Below are 18,098 nucleotides of genomic sequence, written 5' to 3' on the forward strand. Positions count from 1 at the left end.
GCGGAGCGGCGGCGGGTCAGCGCTGGACGGCCTTGGCCAGGATCTCCGGGGTGCGTTCCAGCAGCCGGGTGGCGGCCAGCCGCACTCCGAGGACGGCGACCAGGGCGCCGTACAGCGGGCCGACCAGCAGCACCGGCCAGTTCGGCCCGTCCGAGGTCAGCGCCCAGGCGAGGTAGCCGCCCACCGGCAGGGCGAGCACCGCGACGCCGAACATCGAGCCGAAGGAGTTGAGCATCACCAGCCCGCTCTGGCCCGGAGCGGCGTTGCGCATGGGGTTGCTGTCGGCCGGCATGGTGTAGGGCGCCAGCACGCTGAACAGCGCTCCGAGTGCCACGCCGCAGCCGAGCACCGCGAGCGCCAGTCCGATCGCGGACGGCAGCTGCTCCCAGTGGCCGGTGACGGCCGCCAGCAGCAGCCCGAGCAGCAGCGTCACCGGGACGGCGTACGACAGCACCGCGTACGCCCGCCCGCGCAGCTCGTCCCGGGCGTCGGCCGGGGTGCGCAGGGTGGCGGCGACCATCCAGAACGCCGAGCCGTCCATGCCGAACAGGTTGAGCATCTGCAGCCCGAGGAACATCCCGGCCATCGCCAGCAGGTAGACGCTCGCCCAGCCCTGGACCATCGACAGCAGGCTGATCACCACCGTCATGCCGACGCTGGTGAAGAGCGCCGCCTTGGCCCGCGGCTCGCGCCAGGCGTACCGCAGGTGGCGCTGCATCACCGCGCCGGCCCGGCCCTCGGGCAGGAAGCCCCAGCCGCGCGAGCGCTGCACCCCGCGGGCCACCTCCTGGGTGGAGGCGTCGGCGGTGACCATCAGTTCCTGCAGGCTGCCGCGCCACCAGCGCAGCAGCAGCACCAGCAGGACGGCGGCCGAGGCGAGCTGCAGCAGCGCGAGCCCGTACCGGCCGTCGGCGGCGGTGCGGGCCGCGTCCGCCGCGCCGATCGGCGGGATCCAGCGCAGGACGGAGGCGATCGGCTGCAGCGGGCTGAGGTCGATGGTGTCGCCGGGGCGGCCGAAGACGCTCTGCGAACCGACGTTGGCCGCCTGGATCAGCAGCGCGAAGGCCAGGCCGCCGAAGATCGCGAAGTCCTTGCCGCGCCGGCTGGAGAGCATCCGGGCGTTGCCGGCCGCGACCGCGCGGGAGAGCGTGACCAGGCAGGCCACCGTGAGCGGCACGCCGACGACCGCGAACGCGACCGAGGCGCCGCCGCCGGCGCCGGCCAGTACGGCGCCGGTCACCAGCACCAGGTTGACCAGTGGCCCGGGCCCGATCAGCGCGGCCAGCAGGGTGCCCCGCAGCAGCGGACCGGGCCGCAGCGGCAGCATGGTGAGCCGGGTCGGGTCGGCGCTCTCGTCGCTGGAGAACAGGAACAGCGGCAGCGCGGCCCAGCCCAGGGTCAGCACGCCGAGCAGCATCACCCCGGCGTCCCCGGAGCCCGCGAAGCGGCCGTTCAGCGCGGCCATGGCGATGGCGACGCCGGACGCGAAGGCGAGGCCGGCGAGACCGCCGATCACGTAGACGGCGGTCCGGCCGGGGCTGCGCCGAAGGCCGTTGCGCAGCAGTCGCAGCTTGAGCGCCACCAGGGCCCGCACCACCGTCCGCCCGTCGGGGACGGCGTGGCCGAGGGCCGTACTCACTGTCCGCTCCCGAGCTGCTCGCCGACCGGCCCGCTCCCGCGCTGCCCGCCGACCCCTCCGCCGCCGAGCCAGCCGAGCGCCTGCCCGTCGTCCTCGCGGACGCCGATCAGGTCGAGGAAGGCCTCGTGCAGGCTGCGCCCGCCCCGCACCGTGTCCAGCGGCCCCTGGGCGATCACCCGGCCCGCGTTGACGACCGCCACCCAGTCGCAGAGCTGCTCGACCAGTTCCATCACGTGGCTGGAGAAGACGACGGTGGAGCCGGCCGCCGCGTACCGCTTGAGCACGCCGCGGATGGTCTGGGCGGAGACCGGGTCGACGCCCTCGAAGGGCTCGTCCAGGAACAGCACGTCGGGGTTGTGCAGCAGCGCCGCGGCCAGGCCGATCTTCTTGCGCATGCCGGTGGAGTAGTCGGCGACCAGCTTGTCGGCGTCCCGGCCGAGGTCCAGCACGGCCAGCAGCTCCTCGGCCCGGCGGTCCACCTCGGCGCCCGGCAGGCCGCGGAGCCGGCCGGTGTACTGCAGCAGCTCGCGCCCGCTGAGCCGCTCGAACATCCGCAGCCCCTCGGGCAGGATGCCGATCCGCGCCTTGACCGTGACCGGGTCGGCCCACACGTCGGTGCCGTGCACCAGGACGGCCCCCTGGTCGGGCCGCAGCAGCCCGGTGGCCATCGACAGCGTGGTGGTCTTGCCGGCGCCGTTGGGGCCGACCAGTCCGATGAAGGCGCCGGCCGGCAGCTCCAGGCTCAGCCCGGCCACGGCGGCCTGGGTGCCGAAGTGCTTCCACAGCCCTTGGATGCTGACGGCGGACGGGGTGCCCGGCCCGGGGAGGTCGGTGGACGGCGGTTCTGACGCCTGCATCGAGGCCTTCTCTGCTCGTGGTGGACGGATCGTGGCGGACGGATCGTGGCGGACGGAACGTCTCGGATCTCAGCCTGGCACTGCCCGGGCGGGCTGTCGCCCGAGTTGAGGATCCTCTGAGCGTGTGCGCCGTACGGGTGGGGCACGCCGTGCGGGATCCGCTTCCTGACGGCTGCTGGGCCGGATCGGCAACTACTCGGCCCGGCCGTTCGTCCTGCACTATGAGGAGCAGCGAGCGTGCGCGGGGGTGCCGCGGTACCGGGAGGTGGCGGATGTCCGTTCGACCGTGGGGCGAACCCGGTCCCGGCGACGGGTACGGGCGGGGCCACGGCCACCGGCCGCCCGTCGGCTGGCAGCCCGCCTCGGCGGTGTCCGCGCAGGCCGCGATGCGGGCGGGCCACGCGGACCGGGACCGGACGGTCGACGTGCTGAAGGCCGCGTTCGCCGAGGGCCGGCTCTCCGCCGAGGAGTTCGAGCAGCGTCACGAGGCCGTGGCCGCGGCGCAGACCTACGGTCAGTTGGCGGCGCTGGTGGTGGACCTGCCCGTCGGCCCGATGGCGACGCCGGCCCTCGCCCCGCTGGCCCCGCCGGTTCCGGTCACCTTCCTGCCCGCCCCGCCGCCCCCGCAGGTCCGCCCCACCAACGTGCTGGCCGTGGTCTCCCTGATGTGCGGCCTGACCGGGCTCTCCCTCCCGGCGGTGGTCACCGGACACGTCGCCCGCGCGCAGATCCGCCGCGACAACTCGGCCGGCGACTCGGCGGCCGTCCTCGGCCTGGTCATCGGCTACCTGGGCAGCGCGTTCTGGACCCTGATGCTCCTTCTCGGCTTGTTCTAGCGGGGGCGCACGGGACCGGGCCGGTTCGTGGCCGAAGCCGCCCGGCACGCCTTCACAAGATGAAGGACCTATGATGCCCGGGGCTGCCCCCGCGCACCTGAATCCCGTAGTTTCCGCGTCCGTCGGCGAAGTGGTGCCGGGCGGGCCGGGTGAGCAACCACGAGTCGAGGACCGTTCCAGTGACAGTCAGTGCCCAGGAGGGCTCCAGAGTTTCGCCGGCCCGGGGATCGGAGCGCCCGTCCGCCGCCCGGTTCTGGGCCTCCTCCCCGGTGCTGCTCGCGGGTGAGGCGCTGGTCGCCTTCCTGGCCGCGCTGGTCCTGCCCCTGCTGGCCCGTGGTTTCAAGCTCGACCCGCTGGACCGGATCGCCCAGGTGAGCGGGCTCGCCGCGCTGCAGCTGCGGTTCGCCCTGATCGGCCTGTTGCTGCTCGCCGCGGTCGTGGTCGCCATGCGCGTCCGGTCCGGACGGCACTTCGGCCTGGTCGCCCGCTTCTCCTCCGCCGGTCTGGCGGGCCTCGCCAGCGGCTTCGTCGCGGCCGGCGCGGTCATCGCCCTGCTCGGCACGCCCTGGCCGATGTTCGGCCTCAACGGCGACAGCGGACGCATCGTCGAGTGGGCCCACGCGGTGGCGAACGGTCAGCCCTCGGGTTCGCCGGTCTACCCGCCGGCGCCGCTGTACACCCTGGGCTACTACGCCGAGTGGTTCCACGGCGGCAACACCGCGTACGCCTTCAAGGACCTGCAGATCCTCGGCGCCGCCGCGTTCGGCCCGCTGGTCTACCTCTCCTGGCGGATGCTGCTCAGCCCGGTCCGCGCGCTGGCCTTCGGCGTGCTGCCGGCCTTCGCCCTGATCGACGCCTACAAGCCGTACAGCCAGACCGTGCTGGTCGTGCTGGTGCCGGTCCTGGTGGCGCTGGTGGTGCAGCTGCGGCGGAGCGGGACGGCGGCCTGGCGGTCGCTGCTGTCGAAGGCGGCCGGCTTCGGGGCGCTGCTCGGGCTGCTGTTCCTGACCTACTCCGGCTGGTTCCTGTGGAGCGCGGCGGGCGTGCTGGTCGCGGTGCTGATGTACTTCCCCTGGCGGGCCGACCGGCGCAAGGGCCTGGCCTTCCTCGCCACCACCGGCGCCGCCTTCCTGCTGGTCGGCGGCAGCTACCTGGTGACCATGCTGACGGAGGGCCAGGAGACCAAGGACTCCACCTTCCGGTTCGACAACCTCACCGACCCGGCGTACTTCCTGATGTGGCGCACGGACATGCCCGGCAAGGTCGGGGAGTGGCCGCTGCCGGGCGAGTTCGGCGGCATGGACCTGTTCGCCGTGGTGATGTTCGTCGCACTCGGTGCCGCGCTCTGGCTCGGCATCCGCAAGCCGCTGGTCGTCACCATCTGCTGCATGTTCGCGAGTGCCTGGGTGATGCGGATGTACATCGCCTCGCACATGTACGAGACCCAGACCGTGCAGCTCTACACCCGTACCAACAACCAGATGCTCTACTGCGGTCTGCTGCTCTGCGCCCTGGTGGCCCACCTGGTGTCGCTGCGGATCGCGGAGCGCCGACGGGCCGCCGAGGCCGGAGCGGGGGCCGCCGAGGGCGGCGGCCTGCCCGGGCCGCACGCCGCCGTGGTCGGTACGCTGTTCGCGCTGCTCTTCCTGTTCGGCACGGTCTCCTCGTCGATGTCGGACCGCTACATGCCGGCGAAGGAGAACACGTACCGCATCCTCCCCTGGGTGTCGCACACCGTTCGGAACCTCGACGGCAGCTGCCCGAAGTTCGCGCCGGGCGGGCAGTGTTCGAAGGACGGCGACCAGTCGTGGCTCAGCATGATCAAGTAGTGCCAGTTCCCGCCCGTGAGCTCGGACTGACCCCGAAGGCCCATTCCAGATGATGATCACCGCCGTCAAGTCCCTCGCCGACCGGCTCGCGTCCTCGCCGAGGCGGCTGTGGGCCGTGGCGTTCGCGATCCTGTTCGCCCTGAGCGCGTCCTGGTCGCTCAGCACGCCGATCGGCGGCTCGCCGGACGAGCACGCGCACCTCGTGCGGGCGGCAGCCGTCGCCCGCGGCCAGGTCGAGGGCCGGGAGGTGATGGTCCCGCACGTGGTCGGGGGCATCGAGGGCAGGTTCGCCGAGACCGGCGTCGAGCTGCCGCGCATCTACCAGGACCTGAAGGACGTCAACACCTGCTACGTCTTCAAGTCCGAGAAGTCCGCCTCCTGCGCCCCGACGCTGAAGGAGACCCCGGGGACGACCCTGGTGACCACGGCGGCGGGCCGCTACCACCCCGCGTACTACTTCGCGGTGGGCTGGCCCAGCCTCCTGGTCCACGGCGAGGCGGCCTTCTACCTGATGCGCCTGATGTCGGCGCTGATCTGCTCCGCCCTGGTGGCGAGCGCGGTGGTCTCGGCGGCGGAGTGGCGGCGGCGTTCCTTCACCCTGCTCGGCGTGACCACCGCGACCACGCCGATGGCCCTGTTCACCTTCGGCGTGGTCAACCCGAGCGGCCCGGAGATCGCGGCGGGCATCCTGGTCTGGAGCGCCGGCCTCCCGATGCTGATGAGCCCGGACCCGCACCTGCTGAACCGCCGGCTGGCCCGGCTGGGCGTCGGCGCCCTGGTGCTGATCAGCATCCGCCCGCTGGGGCTGATCTGGTTCGCCGGAGCGCTCTTCTTCGGGCTGCTGCTGGCGCGCAAGGGCGCGCTGGCGGGGGTGCTCGGCCGCAAGGCGACCTGGCTCTGGGGCGCACTGGCGGTCGTGGCGGCCGGGGCGGCCCTGCTCTGGTCGTCCGGCCACCCGGACAACTCGGTCATCGACACCCCGAGCGACCTCACCCCGCTGACGGCGGCCCGGAAGACCTTCGACAACGGCCTGCTGTACATGAAGCAGATGGTCGGCTACTTCGGCTGGCTGGACGCGGAGCCGCCGGCCGCGACCCTGCTGGTCTGGTGCGGCGTGGTGATCGCCCTGATGCTGTTCGCGCTCTGCTACGCGCGGTTGCGGGACACCCTGGCCATCGTCGGGGTGCTGGTCGGCATCGTCGTGATACCGATAGCGGCCCAGGCCATGCAGGCACGCCAGCTCGGCATGATCTGGCAGGGCCGCTACCTGCTGCCGTTCGCCGTCGGCCTGCCGATCATGGCCGCCGCGATCTGCCACGAGCGCCTGCCGTGGGGCGGCTTCGCCTGGCGCCGGCTGCTGGTGCTCTCGGGCTTCTCGCTCAGTGTGGTCAACGCCGCGGCGTTCCTCTGGGCGCTGCGCCGCAACGCGGTCGGGGTCGACGGCCCGCTGCTGATCAGCCCGGCCCACTGGTCGCCGCCCGGCGGCTGGGCGGTCTGGCTCGTCCTGTACTCGGTGGCCTCGCTCACAATGGGGCTGTTCATGGCCGTCTCCGACAACCGGGAGCGCGCCGTGCCGCAGTCGTCCGGGGTGTCCGGGAACGAGGGCCCGCAGGGCCTCGCCCGGCTCGCCGGGGCCCAGCTGGAGGCGTAGGGTTTCGCGGTGCGGGGGGTGTCCGGTTGTGGTAGGGGGCCCGGTTCCGGGCCGGCCCGGCCCCCGCTTCCGGTGCGGGCCCCGCGACCTGCGGCGTTGCATTTGTTTTGACCGAGCCCGATGCGCTAGGTACGCTCTGACCTTGTGCCTGGGGTGTCCCCGGGTCCTTGTGCGTGCATGCACACCGGTCGCCGCGCCGAGCCGGAGCGCTTCCCAGCGCGCCGCGCGTAGAGCGCCGTCGCTGTACATCAGCCATGGGATTCCGTGTCGTAACAAGCCCAACACACCCGACCGCGTGGGTCGACCACGGGGTTGTGTGTGAGGGAGACACCGCAGGTTAGTTCCACCAAGCCTTGGCACACAGAAAACGGAGAAACGGTGCCTACGATCCAGCAGCTGGTCCGAAAGGGCCGGCAGGACAAGGTCGAGAAGAACAAGACTCCCGCGCTGAAGGGCTCCCCGCAGCGCCGTGGGGTCTGCACGCGTGTGTACACGACCACCCCGAAGAAGCCGAACTCGGCGCTTCGTAAGGTCGCCCGTGTGCGCCTCACCAGCGGGATCGAGGTCACCGCTTACATTCCGGGCGAGGGCCACAACCTGCAGGAGCACTCCATCGTGCTGGTGCGCGGTGGTCGTGTGAAGGACCTTCCTGGTGTCCGCTACAAGATCATCCGCGGTTCGCTCGACACCCAGGGTGTCAAGAACCGCAAGCAGGCCCGCAGCCGCTACGGCGCCAAGAAGGAGAAGTAAGAATGCCTCGTAAGGGCCCCGCCCCGAAGCGCCCGGTCATCATCGACCCGGTTTACGGCTCCCCGGTCGTCACCCAGCTGGTCAACAAGATCCTGCTGCACGGCAAGCGCTCCACCGCCGAGCGGATCGTCTACGGCGCCCTCGAGGGCGTCCGCGACAAGACCGGCTCGGACCCGGTCGTGACGCTGAAGCGCGCGCTGGAGAACGTCAAGCCGGCCCTCGAGGTCAAGTCCCGCCGTGTCGGTGGCGCGACCTACCAGGTTCCGGTCGAGGTCCGTCCGGGCCGCGCCAGCACCCTGGCGCTGCGCTGGATGGTCGGTTACTCCCGCGCCCGTCGCGAGAAGACCATGACCGAGCGCCTGATGAACGAGATCCTCGACGCCAGCAACGGTCTGGGCGCTTCCGTGAAGCGTCGCGAGGACACCCACAAGATGGCCGAGTCCAACAAGGCCTTCGCGCACTACCGCTGGTAGTCCGTACCCCGTCACTAGACAGAGAGAGAACGAGCCACCATGGCTGCAACCTCCCTTGACCTCGCCAAGGTCCGCAACATCGGGATCATGGCGCACATCGACGCGGGCAAGACCACCACCACTGAGCGGATCCTGTTCTACACCGGTGTCTCGTACAAGATCGGTGAGGTCCACGATGGCGCTGCCACCATGGACTGGATGGAGCAGGAGCAGGAGCGCGGCATCACGATCACGTCGGCCGCGACGACCTGTCACTGGACGGTCGACGACGCCGACCACACCATCAACATCATCGACACCCCGGGTCACGTCGACTTCACCGTCGAGGTGGAGCGTTCGCTGCGCGTCCTCGACGGTGCCGTGACGGTGTTCGACGGTGTCGCCGGTGTCGAGCCCCAGTCCGAGACCGTGTGGCGGCAGGCTGACCGCTACGGCGTCCCGCGCATCTGCTTCATCAACAAGCTGGACCGCACGGGCGCCAACTTCTTCTTCTGCGTGCAGACCATCGTGGACCGCCTCGGCGCCACCCCGCTGGTCATGCAGCTCCCGATCGGTGCCGAGTCGGACTTCCAGGGCGTCGTCGACCTGGTCCGCATGAAGGCGCTGGTCTGGTCCGCCGAGGCGGCCAAGGGCGAGATGTACGACATCGTCGACATCCCGGCCGAGCTGCAGGAGCAGGCGGACGAGTACCGCGAGCAGCTGATCGACACCGTCTCGAACATCAGCGACGAGATCATGGAGCTCGCCCTGGAGGGCGAGGAGATCCCGGTCGAGCTGCTGCAGGACGCGATCCGCAAGGGCACCCTGAACTCGGACTTCACCCCGATCTTCTGCGGTACCGCCTTCAAGAACAAGGGCGTTCAGCCCCTGCTCGACGCGGTCGTCAAGTACCTGCCGTCGCCGCTGGACATCGAGTCGATCGAGGGCACCAAGCCCAACGACCCGGAGACCAAGATCTCCCGCAAGGCCTCGGACGACGAGCCCCTGGCCGCGCTGGCGTTCAAGATCATGTCCGACCCGCACCTGGGCAAGCTCACCTTCGTCCGGATCTACTCCGGCCGCCTGGAGTCCGGCACCTCGGTGCTGAACGCCGTGAAGGGCAAGAAGGAGCGCATCGGCAAGATCTACCGCATGCACGCGAACAAGCGTGAGGAGATCGAGTCGGTGGGCGCCGGCGACATCGTCGCCGTCATGGGCCTGAAGCAGACCACCACCGGTGAGACGCTGGCCGACGAGAAGAACCCGGTCATCCTGGAGTCCATGGACTTCCCGGCCCCGGTCATCCGCGTCGCCATCGAGCCCAAGTCCAAGGGTGACCAGGAGAAGCTGGGTGTCGCCATCCAGCGTCTCGCCGAGGAGGACCCGTCCTTCCAGGTCAACACGGACGACGAGACCGGCCAGACCATCATCGCGGGTATGGGCGAGCTGCACCTCGAGGTGCTGGTCGACCGTATGAAGCGTGAGTTCAAGGTCGAGGCCAACGTCGGCAAGCCGCAGGTCGCGTACCGCGAGACGATCCGTCAGGCCGTCGAGCGCATCGACTACACCCACAAGAAGCAGACCGGTGGTTCCGGTCAGTTCGCCAAGGTGCAGATCGCGATCGAGCCGCTCGAGCAGGCCGAGGGCTACGAGTTCGTCAACCAGGTCACCGGTGGTCGTGTGCCGCGGGAGTACATCCCGTCGGTCGACGCCGGCTGCCAGGAGGCCATGGAGTTCGGTATTCTCGCCGGCTACCCGCTGCAGGGTGTCCGCGTGAAGCTGCTCGACGGCCAGGCGCACGACGTCGACTCCTCCGAGCTCGCGTTCAAGATCGCCGGTTCGATGGCCTTCAAGGAAGGCGCGAGGAAGGCCAAGCCGGTCCTCCTCGAGCCGATGATGGCCGTCGAGGTCACCACGCCCGAGGACTACATGGGCGACGTGATCGGCGACATCAACTCTCGCCGTGGCCAGATCCGGTCCATGGACGAGCGTCACGGTGCCCGCGTCGTCTCGGCGCTGGTGCCCCTCTCCGAGATGTTCGGCTACGTCGGTGACCTGCGCAGCAAGACCTCTGGTCGCGCCAGCTACTCGATGCAGTTCGACTCGTACGCCGAGGTCCCCAAGGCCGTGGCTGAGGAGATCATCGCCAAGTCCAAGGGCGAGTAGGTCCGGCTCTGCCGGCCTCGGAACCAGTCCGACATTCGGGATGATTCCGACCCCTTAGGCTATTAGGAGGCGACCCGGGAGGATCCGGACGGATTCTCCCGGGGCCTCCGGCCCCTACCCCGCGGGACGGTGCGAGGTGCTTCCGGCACCACGGACCAAGCCCGATCAAGACCAACTGACGTCAGCACGGCGTACAGGATCTGTCCTCAGGAGGACTCAGTGGCGAAGGCGAAGTTCGAGCGGACGAAGCCCCACGTCAACATCGGCACCATCGGTCACATCGACCACGGCAAGACCACGCTGACCGCGGCCATCACCAAGGTGCTGCACGACGCGTACCCGGACCTGAACCCCTTCACGCCGTTCGACCAGATCGACAAGGCCCCGGAGGAGCGTCAGCGCGGTATCACCATCTCGATCGCGCACGTCGAGTACCAGACCGAGGACCGTCACTACGCGCACGTCGACTGCCCGGGTCACGCTGACTACATCAAGAACATGATCACCGGTGCCGCCCAGATGGACGGCGCCATCCTGGTGGTCGCCGCCACCGACGGCCCGATGCCGCAGACCAAGGAGCACGTCCTCCTGGCCCGCCAGGTCGGCGTTCCGTACATCGTCGTCGCCCTGAACAAGGCCGACATGGTGGACGACGAGGAGATCCTGGAGCTCGTCGAGCTCGAGGTCCGCGAGCTCCTCAGCGAGTACGAGTTCCCGGGCGACGACCTGCCGGTCGTCCGCGTCTCCGCGCTGAAGGCGCTGGAGGGCGACAAGGAGTGGGGCGAGAAGCTCCTCGGCCTGATGAAGGCTGTCGACGAGAGCATCCCGACCCCGGCCCGCGCCGTGGACCAGCCGTTCCTGATGCCGATCGAGGACGTCTTCACGATCACCGGTCGTGGCACCGTCGTCACCGGTCGTATCGAGCGTGGCATCCTCAAGGTCAACGAGACTGTCGACATCATCGGCATCAAGGAGACCAAGACCACCACCACGGTCACCGGCATCGAGATGTTCCGCAAGCTGCTCGACGAGGGCCAGGCCGGTGAGAACGTCGGTCTGCTCCTCCGTGGCATCAAGCGCGAGGACGTCGAGCGCGGCCAGGTCATCATCAAGCCGGGTTCGGTCACGCCGCACACCGACTTCGAGGCCCAGTCCTACATCCTGTCGAAGGACGAGGGTGGCCGCCACACCCCGTTCTTCAACAACTACCGCCCGCAGTTCTACTTCCGTACCACGGACGTGACCGGCGTCGTGACCCTCCCCGAGGGCACCGAGATGGTCATGCCGGGCGACAACACCGCCATGACGGTCGCGCTGATCCAGCCGATCGCCATGGAGGAGGGCCTGAAGTTCGCCATCCGTGAGGGTGGCCGCACCGTCGGCGCCGGCCAGGTCACCAAGATCATCAAGTAATTGGTGCTCTGACCTGCCTGCCCGTACAGGCTGAGTCCGAAGGGCCCCGCGCACCGCACGGTGCGCGGGGCCCTTCGGCGTCCACCGGCGACCCGTTCACGGGGCGCTCACCTGGGCACGTCGCCTTTCACCGCCCGCTCATGGCCGACTGTTATGGTCGGGCCACCAGCAAGCCCCGCCGTCGCGGAAAGTGGGACCAACGCATGTCAACGGCACCGCTGTTGTCGATCGTGATGCCGATCTACAACGAGCAGGAGGCGCTCCCGTTGACCGTCGAGCGGCTGCGGCCCCTCCTCGACGGGCTCGACGTGACCTACGAGGTGGTCGGCGTCGACGACGGCAGCACCGACGCGACGCCGGTGCTGATGCGGAAGATCCGTCAGGACTGGCCCGAGTTCCGCATCGTCCGCTTCGCCCGCAACTCCGGGCACCAGGCGGCCCTCAGCGCCGGCCTCCACCGCGCCTTCGGCGACTACGTCGTCTCGATCGACGCCGACCTGCAGGACCCGCCGGAGAAGATCCCCGAGATGCTGGCGCTCGCCCGCGAGCAGGGCCTCGACATCGTCTACGGCGTCCGCGGCGACCGCGGCACCGACACCTTCTTCAAGCGGCACACCGCCGGGGCGTACTACTGGCTGATGCGCAAGCTGGTCGGCAAGCGGATGCCCAGCCAGGCCGGTGACTACCGGCTGCTCAGCCGCGCGGCGGTGGACGCGCTCAAGGCGATGCCCGAGCACCAGCCGGTCTACCGGCTGCTGGTGCCGTGGCTGGGCTTCCCCAGCGGCGAGGTGGTCTACGTGCGGGAGGAGCGGGTCGCGGGCAGCACCCACTACCCGCTGTCCAAGATGGTCCGGCTCGCGCTGGACAGCGTCACCAACTTCTCCGCGTCGCCGCTGCGGCTGGCCACCTGGCTCGGGCTGACCAGCTTCCTGGTCTGCATCGCGCTCGCGGTCTACACCACGGTCGCGTACGCGGTCGGCTCCACCGTGCCCGGCTGGTCCTCGCTGTTCATAGGGATGCTGTTCATCGGGGCCGTCCAACTGGTCTGCGTCGGACTGCTCGGCGAGTACGTCGGCCGGATCTACTCGGCCGTCCAGGCGAGGCCGGCCTACTTCGTCGGCTACGACTCCGCCGAGGAGCAGGACCGGTACGGGACGGGCGAGTGAACGAGATCCTCTCCGCGGACCGGAACGAGCACGACGAGCCGGCCGCCCCGGCGTCCGGGATGCGGCGGCAACTGCCGGCCTTCCTGGCCATCGGGGTGCTGAGCACCCTCTTCTACCTGGCGCTGTTCGTCGTCCTGCGCCTGGTCGCGTCCTCGCAGGTGGCCAACCTGGTCGCCCTGGCCGTCAGCGCGGTGGCCAACACCGCGGCCAACCGCCGCTTCACCTTCGGCATCACCGGCTCGGTCGGCGCGGTGCGCCACCAGCTCCAGGGCGCGGTCGCGTTCCTGATCGGGCTCGGCCTCAGCAGCGGCGCCCTGGCGCTGCTCGGCGTGGCGGTGCCGCACGCGTCCCGGGTGGTCGAGGTGGCCGGGCTCGTCGTGGCGAACGGTCTCGCCACCGTGGCCCGGTTCGTGCTCCTCAAGCTCTGGGTGTTCAAGAAGCGCTGAGGCCCCCGGCCGCGGGGGCCGACGACGGAGGGGACGCGCGCCGCGGCACGCGTCCCCTCCGTCGTCGCGGCGCCGCCGCTACTGCTTCCGCAGCGACTCCGTGTAGGCCTTGCAGGCCTCGTAGTCCGGCAGCAGGCCGGTCGCGAGGGCCTCCGCGAGCGACGGCGCGACGGCGTCGCGGTCCGACAGCTGCGGGACGTCGGCCGGCCACTCGATGCCGAGGTCCGGGTCCAGCGGGTGCACGCCGTGCTCGCCGGTCGGGTTGTACGTCGCCGAGCAGAGGTAGGTCAGCGTGGCGTCGTCGGTGAGCGCGCAGAAGCCGTGGCCGAGGCCCTCGGAGATGTAGACGGCCTTGCGCTCCGTGTCGTCCAGCCGCACGCCCTCCCACCGGCCGAAGGTCGGCGAGCCGACCCGCAGGTCGACGATGACGTCCAGCACGGCGCCGCGGGTGCAGGCCACGTACTTGGCCTGGCCGGGCGGGACGTCGGCGAAGTGGATCCCGCGGACGACGTCCTTGGCGGACAGCGACAGGTTGGCCTGCGCCAGGTTCAGGGGGTGGCCGACGACCTCGGCGAGCCGGTCGAAGCGGTACCACTCGGTGAAGTGGCCCCGCGCGTCGCCGTGCACCTGCGGGGTGATCTCGAAGGCGCCCTCGATGGAGAGCTCGCGGAACTTCACCGGGCCGCCGCCTCGTCGAGCAGGCCCAGCAGGTACTGGCCGTAGCCGCTCTTCAGCAGCGGCTCGGCGAGCTCGCGCAGCTGCGCGTCGTCGATCAGGCCGGCCCGCCAGACCGCCTCCTCGATGCAGCCGATCTTGAAGCCCTGGCGCTCCTCGATGACCCGGACGAACTCCGAGGCCTGGACCATCGACACGAACGTGCCGGTGTCCAGCCAGGCGGTGCCGCGGTCGAGGATCGTGACGTGCAGGTCGCCGGTGCGCAGGTAGGCGTCGTTGACGGCGGTGATCTCCAGCTCGCCGCGGGCGCTCGGCTTCAGGTCGCGGGCGATCCCGACGACCCGGTTGTCGTAGAAGTACAGACCGGGGACGGCGTAACGGGACTTGGGCTCGGTCGGCTTCTCCTCGATCGAGATGACCTGGCCGCTCTCGTCGAACTCCACCACGCCGTACGCGGTCGGGTCCGCCACCGGGTAGGCGAACACCCGGCCGCCCTTGATGTCGGAGTGCTCCGTCAGCCGGGTGCCGAGGCCGCTGCCGTGGAAGATGTTGTCGCCGAGGATCAGGGCCACCGGCTCGTCGCCGATGAAGTCGGCGCCGAGGACGAAGGCCTGGGCGATGCCCTCGGGCTTCTCCTGGACGGCGTACTGGAGCTTCAGGCCGAACTGGGAACCGTCGCCCAGCAGCCGTTCGAACTGGTCCCGGTCGTTCGGGGTGGTGATGATCAGGATTTCGCTTATCCCGGCCATCACCAGGGTCGAGAGGGGGTAATAGATCATCGGCTTGTCGAAGACCGGGAGGAGTTGCTTCGACACCGCACGGGTCAGGGGCCACAGCCGCGAGCCGGTGCCGCCGGCCAGGAGGATTCCACGCATGGGTGCACCCTATTCGAGAACGCAGGGGCCGGTGGGGGGCGGGGCGGGGGGCCGCTCGGGCGGCGGTAGACTACGCGCATTATGCGCATCCTCGTGACCGGCGGCGCCGGATTCATTGGTTCGGAGTTCGTCCGTCAGCTCCTCGGAGCGGACGAGAGCGCCCGGATCACCGTCTTTGACAAACTCACCTACTCGGGCGTCCTGGAGAACCTGGCCCCGGTGGCGGACCACCCGGGCTACGCCTTCGTCCAGGGCGACATCTGCGACGCGGACGCCGTGGACCAGGTCATGCCGGGCCACGACGTGGTGGTGCACTTCGCCGCCGAGTCCCACGTGGACCGCTCGATCGCCGGCGCGGGCCCCTTCGTCCTCACCAACGTCGTCGGCACCCAGGTGCTGCTCGACGCGGCCCGCAAGCACGGCGTCGGCCGCTTCGTGCACATCTCCACCGACGAGGTGTACGGCTCGATCAGCGAGGGCTCCTGGACCGAGACCTGGCCGCTGGAGCCGAACTCCCCGTACTCGGCCTCCAAGGCCTCCTCCGACCTGCTGGCGCTGGCCTACCACCGCACCCACGGCATGGACGTCGTGGTGACCCGCTGCTCCAACAACTACGGGCACTACCAGTTCCCGGAGAAGGTCATCCCGCTGTTCACCACCAACCTGATCGACGGCAAGAAGGTGCCGCTGTACGGCGACGGCGGCAACGTCCGCGACTGGCTGCACGTCTCGGACCACTGCCGGGGCATCGAGCTGGTCATGCGCGGCGGCCGCGCGGGTGAGGTCTACAACATCGGCGGCGGCACCGAGGCCACCAACAAGGAGCTGACCGGTCTGCTGCTGGAGGCCGCCGGCGCCGGCTGGGACATGGTCGAGCACGTCGAGGACCGCAAGGGCCACGACCTGCGCTACTCGATCGACATCAGCAAGATCCGCGAGGAACTCGGCTACGAACCGCAGGTCCGCTTCGAGGACGGCCTCGCCGCGACCATCGCCTGGTACCGCGAGAACCGCGCCTGGTGGGAGCCGCTGAAGCAGAAGGCGGCCCTGGCCAAGTGACCGCGAACGCCGCCGGCCGGGTGCGCTGGCTGGTCACCGGCGCGGCCGGGATGCTCGGACGGGACCTGCTGTCGGTGCTCGCCGCCGACCCGACCGCCGAAGTCACCGCGCTGCGCCGGGCGGACCTCGACATCACCGACGCCGCGGCCGTGCAGGCCGCGGTCGAGGGCCACGACCTCGTGGTCAACTGCGCCGCGTGGACCGACGTCGACGGTGCGGAGACCGAGGAGGAGGCCGCCACCGCCGTCAACGGCACCGGCGTGCGCCACCTGGCCGCGGCCTGCGCCAAGACCGGCGCCCGGCTGCTGCACGTCTCCACCGACTACGTCCTGCCGGGCGACGCCACCGAGCCCTGCCCGGAGGACGCCGCGACCGTGCCGGTCAACGCGTACGGCCGCAGCAAGCTGGTCGGCGAGCGCGCCGTCGCCGAGCTCCTCCCCGAGCACGGCTACGTCGTGCGCACCGCCTGGCTGTACGGCGAGCACGGGCCGAACTTCGTGGCCACCATGCTCAAGCTGGCCGCCCAGCGGGACACCCTGGACGTGGTCGACGACCAGCACGGCCAGCCGACCTGGTCGTACGCGCTGGCCGGCCGCCTGGTCGAGCTGGGCCGCGCCGCGCTCGCCGGACAGGCCCCGGCCGGGGTCTACCACGGCACCGCGAGCGGCCGGACCACCTGGTTCGGGCTGGCCCGCGAGACCTACGCGCTGAGCGGGCTCGACCCCGAGCGGATCCGCCCCACCACCTCGGAGGCGTTCGTCCGCCCGGCCGTCCGCCCGGCCTTCAGCGTGCTGGCCCACGACCGCTGGGCCGCCGCCGGGCTGGCACCGCTGCCCGAGTGGCGGGCCATGCTGGCCGCGGCCCTGGACAAGCCCGTCTTCGCCGAACTGGCCGCCACGGCCCGGACCACCGAGAGCGACAGATCTCAGTGAAGAACGCACTGACGAAGGTGACGGCCGCGCTACCGCCGGGAACCCTGGCGGTGGCCGGCGGCACCGTCGTCCTGGGCGCCGCCTCCTACATCCACCTCGGAGTGGCGGGCCACAGCCTGTCCGTCGACGACATGGCGAACGTCTCCCTGCTGTGGACGATCGTGATGTCCGTCGGCATCGGCGTCTTCTTCCCGATCGAGCAGGAGCTCACCCGGATCGTCGCGGCCCGTGCGGCGCTCGGCCACGGGGCCGCGCCGGTGCTGCGCCGGGCGACCCTGCTCACCGGCGGGATCCTCGGCGCGACCCTGCTCGTCCTCGGCGCCGCGTCCGGCCCGATCGCCCGGACGATGTTCCACGGCGACCGCTCGCTGGTTCTGGCACTCGGCGGGGCGTTCACCGGCATGGCCGTCTGCTACCTCACCCGCGGCGTCCTGGCCGGCCTCGGCCGGTTCGGCGCGTACGGCACCCAGCTCGGCCTCGACGGCGGGCTGCGGATCGGCCTGGCGTTCGCCTTCGGCGCGGCCGGGGTGCACTCGGCGCTCGCGTTCAGCCTGATCCTGGCCGTCGCGCCGGTCCTCGCCGCGATCGCCACGCTGCCGCCGCTGCTGCGGGCGGTCAAGCCCGGCGAGCAGGTCGCCTGGTCGGAGCTCTGCTCCGGCCTGGGCCTGCTGATCTGTTCCACGCTGCTCTCGCAGGTCGTGGTCAACGCCGCGGTGGTCAGCACCAAGCTGCTCGCGCCGTCCGACTCCGCGTTGATCGCCGCCCTGCTCAACGCGCTGGTGCTGGCCCGGGTGCCGCTGTTCGTCTTCGGCTCGCTGCAGGCCTCGCTGCTGAACGGCCTCTCCGCGGCGATCGCGGTCGGCGACCGGGCCGCGTTTACCGGTATGCTCCGCCGGATCGGCGCGGTGGTGGGCCTGCTCGGGCTGCTCGGCGGGATCCCGGCGGTCGTCCTCGGCCCCCGGCTGATCCAGGTGCTGTTCGGTGCCAAGCCGGTGCTCGGCTGTCTCGACTTCTTCTGGTTGTCCGCCGGAACCGTGGCGTACATGTTCGCGATGGTGCTCGGCCAGGCGCTGATGGTATTCAAGCGGCACAACCTCCAACTGCTCTGCTGGGCGGTCGGCACCGCGGTCCTCGCGGGGGTGACCTTCCTGCCGGGCGAGGTGTCCACCCGCGTGATCCTGGCCTACACGGCCGGTTCCGTGGCCACCGTCGTCGGTATGCTGGCGGTCCTGAGGCAGAGCTTCGGCCGTTCGGCGACGAACTCGGCCGGTCTCGTCCAGCAGTCGGACGACTCGGGCACCGCGGTGTTGAGCAGCCGGACGGCCGGTGAGTGACCGTGTCCGCCCCCCATC

The 18,098-nt window shown here is 70.6% G+C and carries 16 protein-coding genes; 12 read left to right on the forward strand and 4 right to left on the reverse strand.

Annotated elements, in window-relative coordinates:
* Positions 1-16: 16 nt before the first annotated feature.
* On the reverse strand, positions 17-1,639 hold the full coding sequence (locus tag IF30_RS0104850; RefSeq protein WP_037898968.1) for a hypothetical protein: 1,623 nt from the start codon (positions 1,637-1,639) through the stop codon (positions 17-19).
* Positions 1,636-2,496, reverse strand: a complete 861-nt coding sequence (locus IF30_RS0104855; RefSeq protein WP_051709240.1) for an ABC transporter ATP-binding protein — start codon at positions 2,494-2,496, stop codon at positions 1,636-1,638. The genes IF30_RS0104850 and IF30_RS0104855 overlap by 4 nt, the downstream gene beginning before the upstream one ends.
* Positions 2,497-2,768: 272 nt before the next feature.
* Between IF30_RS0104855 and IF30_RS0104860 the strand changes: the two genes are divergently transcribed.
* From IF30_RS0104860 to IF30_RS0104900, 9 genes are all read left to right on the forward strand, one after another.
* Positions 2,769-3,332: a DUF1707 and DUF4190 domain-containing protein gene (locus tag IF30_RS0104860; protein ID WP_234322583.1), complete on the forward strand. Its 564-nt coding sequence runs from the start codon at positions 2,769-2,771 to the stop codon at positions 3,330-3,332.
* Positions 3,333-3,511: 179 nt separating this feature from the next.
* Positions 3,512-5,161, forward strand: coding sequence for a hypothetical protein (locus IF30_RS0104865; protein WP_158834749.1), 1,650 nt, complete (start codon positions 3,512-3,514; stop codon positions 5,159-5,161).
* Between the two features lie 49 nt (positions 5,162-5,210).
* Positions 5,211-6,812, forward strand: a complete 1,602-nt coding sequence (locus IF30_RS0104870) for a DUF2142 domain-containing protein (RefSeq protein WP_030232415.1) — start codon at positions 5,211-5,213, stop codon at positions 6,810-6,812.
* Positions 6,813-7,190: 378 nt separating this feature from the next.
* Positions 7,191-7,562, forward strand: a complete 372-nt coding sequence (gene rpsL / locus IF30_RS0104875) for a 30S ribosomal protein S12 (protein ID WP_014144289.1) — start codon at positions 7,191-7,193, stop codon at positions 7,560-7,562.
* Between the two features lie 2 nt (positions 7,563-7,564).
* The gene (rpsG, locus tag IF30_RS0104880; protein ID WP_030232420.1) at positions 7,565-8,035 is read left to right on the forward strand and encodes a 30S ribosomal protein S7; all 471 of its coding nucleotides are present in this window, start codon (positions 7,565-7,567) and stop codon (positions 8,033-8,035) included.
* A gap of 39 nt (positions 8,036-8,074) precedes the next feature.
* Positions 8,075-10,180, forward strand: a complete 2,106-nt coding sequence (gene fusA / locus IF30_RS0104885) for an elongation factor G (protein ID WP_030232423.1) — start codon at positions 8,075-8,077, stop codon at positions 10,178-10,180.
* Positions 10,181-10,399: 219 nt separating this feature from the next.
* Positions 10,400-11,593 (forward strand): elongation factor Tu, encoded by a 1,194-nt coding sequence (gene tuf, locus IF30_RS0104890; protein ID WP_030055805.1) that lies wholly within the window; start codon positions 10,400-10,402, stop codon positions 11,591-11,593.
* Positions 11,594-11,796: 203 nt separating this feature from the next.
* Complete coding sequence (locus IF30_RS0104895) at positions 11,797-12,759, forward strand: glycosyltransferase family 2 protein (protein WP_037898970.1); 963 nt, start codon at positions 11,797-11,799, stop codon at positions 12,757-12,759.
* On the forward strand, positions 12,756-13,205 hold the full coding sequence (locus IF30_RS0104900) for a GtrA family protein (protein ID WP_030232428.1): 450 nt from the start codon (positions 12,756-12,758) through the stop codon (positions 13,203-13,205). The genes IF30_RS0104895 and IF30_RS0104900 overlap by 4 nt, the downstream gene beginning before the upstream one ends.
* 78 nt (positions 13,206-13,283) lie before the next feature.
* Here the strand turns inward: IF30_RS0104900 and rfbC are convergent, their stop codons facing one another.
* The gene (gene rfbC, locus IF30_RS0104905; RefSeq protein ID WP_030232431.1) at positions 13,284-13,883 is read right to left on the reverse strand and encodes a dTDP-4-dehydrorhamnose 3,5-epimerase; all 600 of its coding nucleotides are present in this window, start codon (positions 13,881-13,883) and stop codon (positions 13,284-13,286) included.
* Positions 13,880-14,755, reverse strand: coding sequence for a glucose-1-phosphate thymidylyltransferase RfbA (rfbA, locus tag IF30_RS0104910; RefSeq protein WP_030232434.1), 876 nt, complete (start codon positions 14,753-14,755; stop codon positions 13,880-13,882). The genes rfbC and rfbA overlap by 4 nt, the downstream gene beginning before the upstream one ends.
* A gap of 81 nt (positions 14,756-14,836) precedes the next feature.
* Here rfbA and rfbB point away from each other — a divergent pair, with 81 nt between their 5' ends.
* The 3 genes from rfbB to IF30_RS0104925 are packed head-to-tail and all read left to right on the forward strand — an operon-like array spanning position 14,837 to position 18,080.
* The gene (rfbB, locus tag IF30_RS0104915) at positions 14,837-15,814 is read left to right on the forward strand and encodes a dTDP-glucose 4,6-dehydratase (RefSeq protein ID WP_030232436.1); all 978 of its coding nucleotides are present in this window, start codon (positions 14,837-14,839) and stop codon (positions 15,812-15,814) included.
* Positions 15,811-16,746 (forward strand): dTDP-4-dehydrorhamnose reductase, encoded by a 936-nt coding sequence (rfbD, locus tag IF30_RS0104920; RefSeq protein ID WP_267884501.1) that lies wholly within the window; start codon positions 15,811-15,813, stop codon positions 16,744-16,746. The genes rfbB and rfbD overlap by 4 nt, the downstream gene beginning before the upstream one ends.
* Positions 16,743-18,080, forward strand: a complete 1,338-nt coding sequence (locus IF30_RS0104925; RefSeq protein ID WP_199807822.1) for a lipopolysaccharide biosynthesis protein — start codon at positions 16,743-16,745, stop codon at positions 18,078-18,080. Before rfbD ends, IF30_RS0104925 begins: the two co-directional genes overlap by 4 nt.
* Positions 18,081-18,098: the final 18 nt, after the last annotated feature.

It is taken from the genome of Streptomyces sp. NRRL S-350 (assembly GCF_000719705.1).
In the GTDB taxonomy this organism is placed as follows: Bacteria; Actinomycetota; Actinomycetes; order Streptomycetales; family Streptomycetaceae; genus Kitasatospora.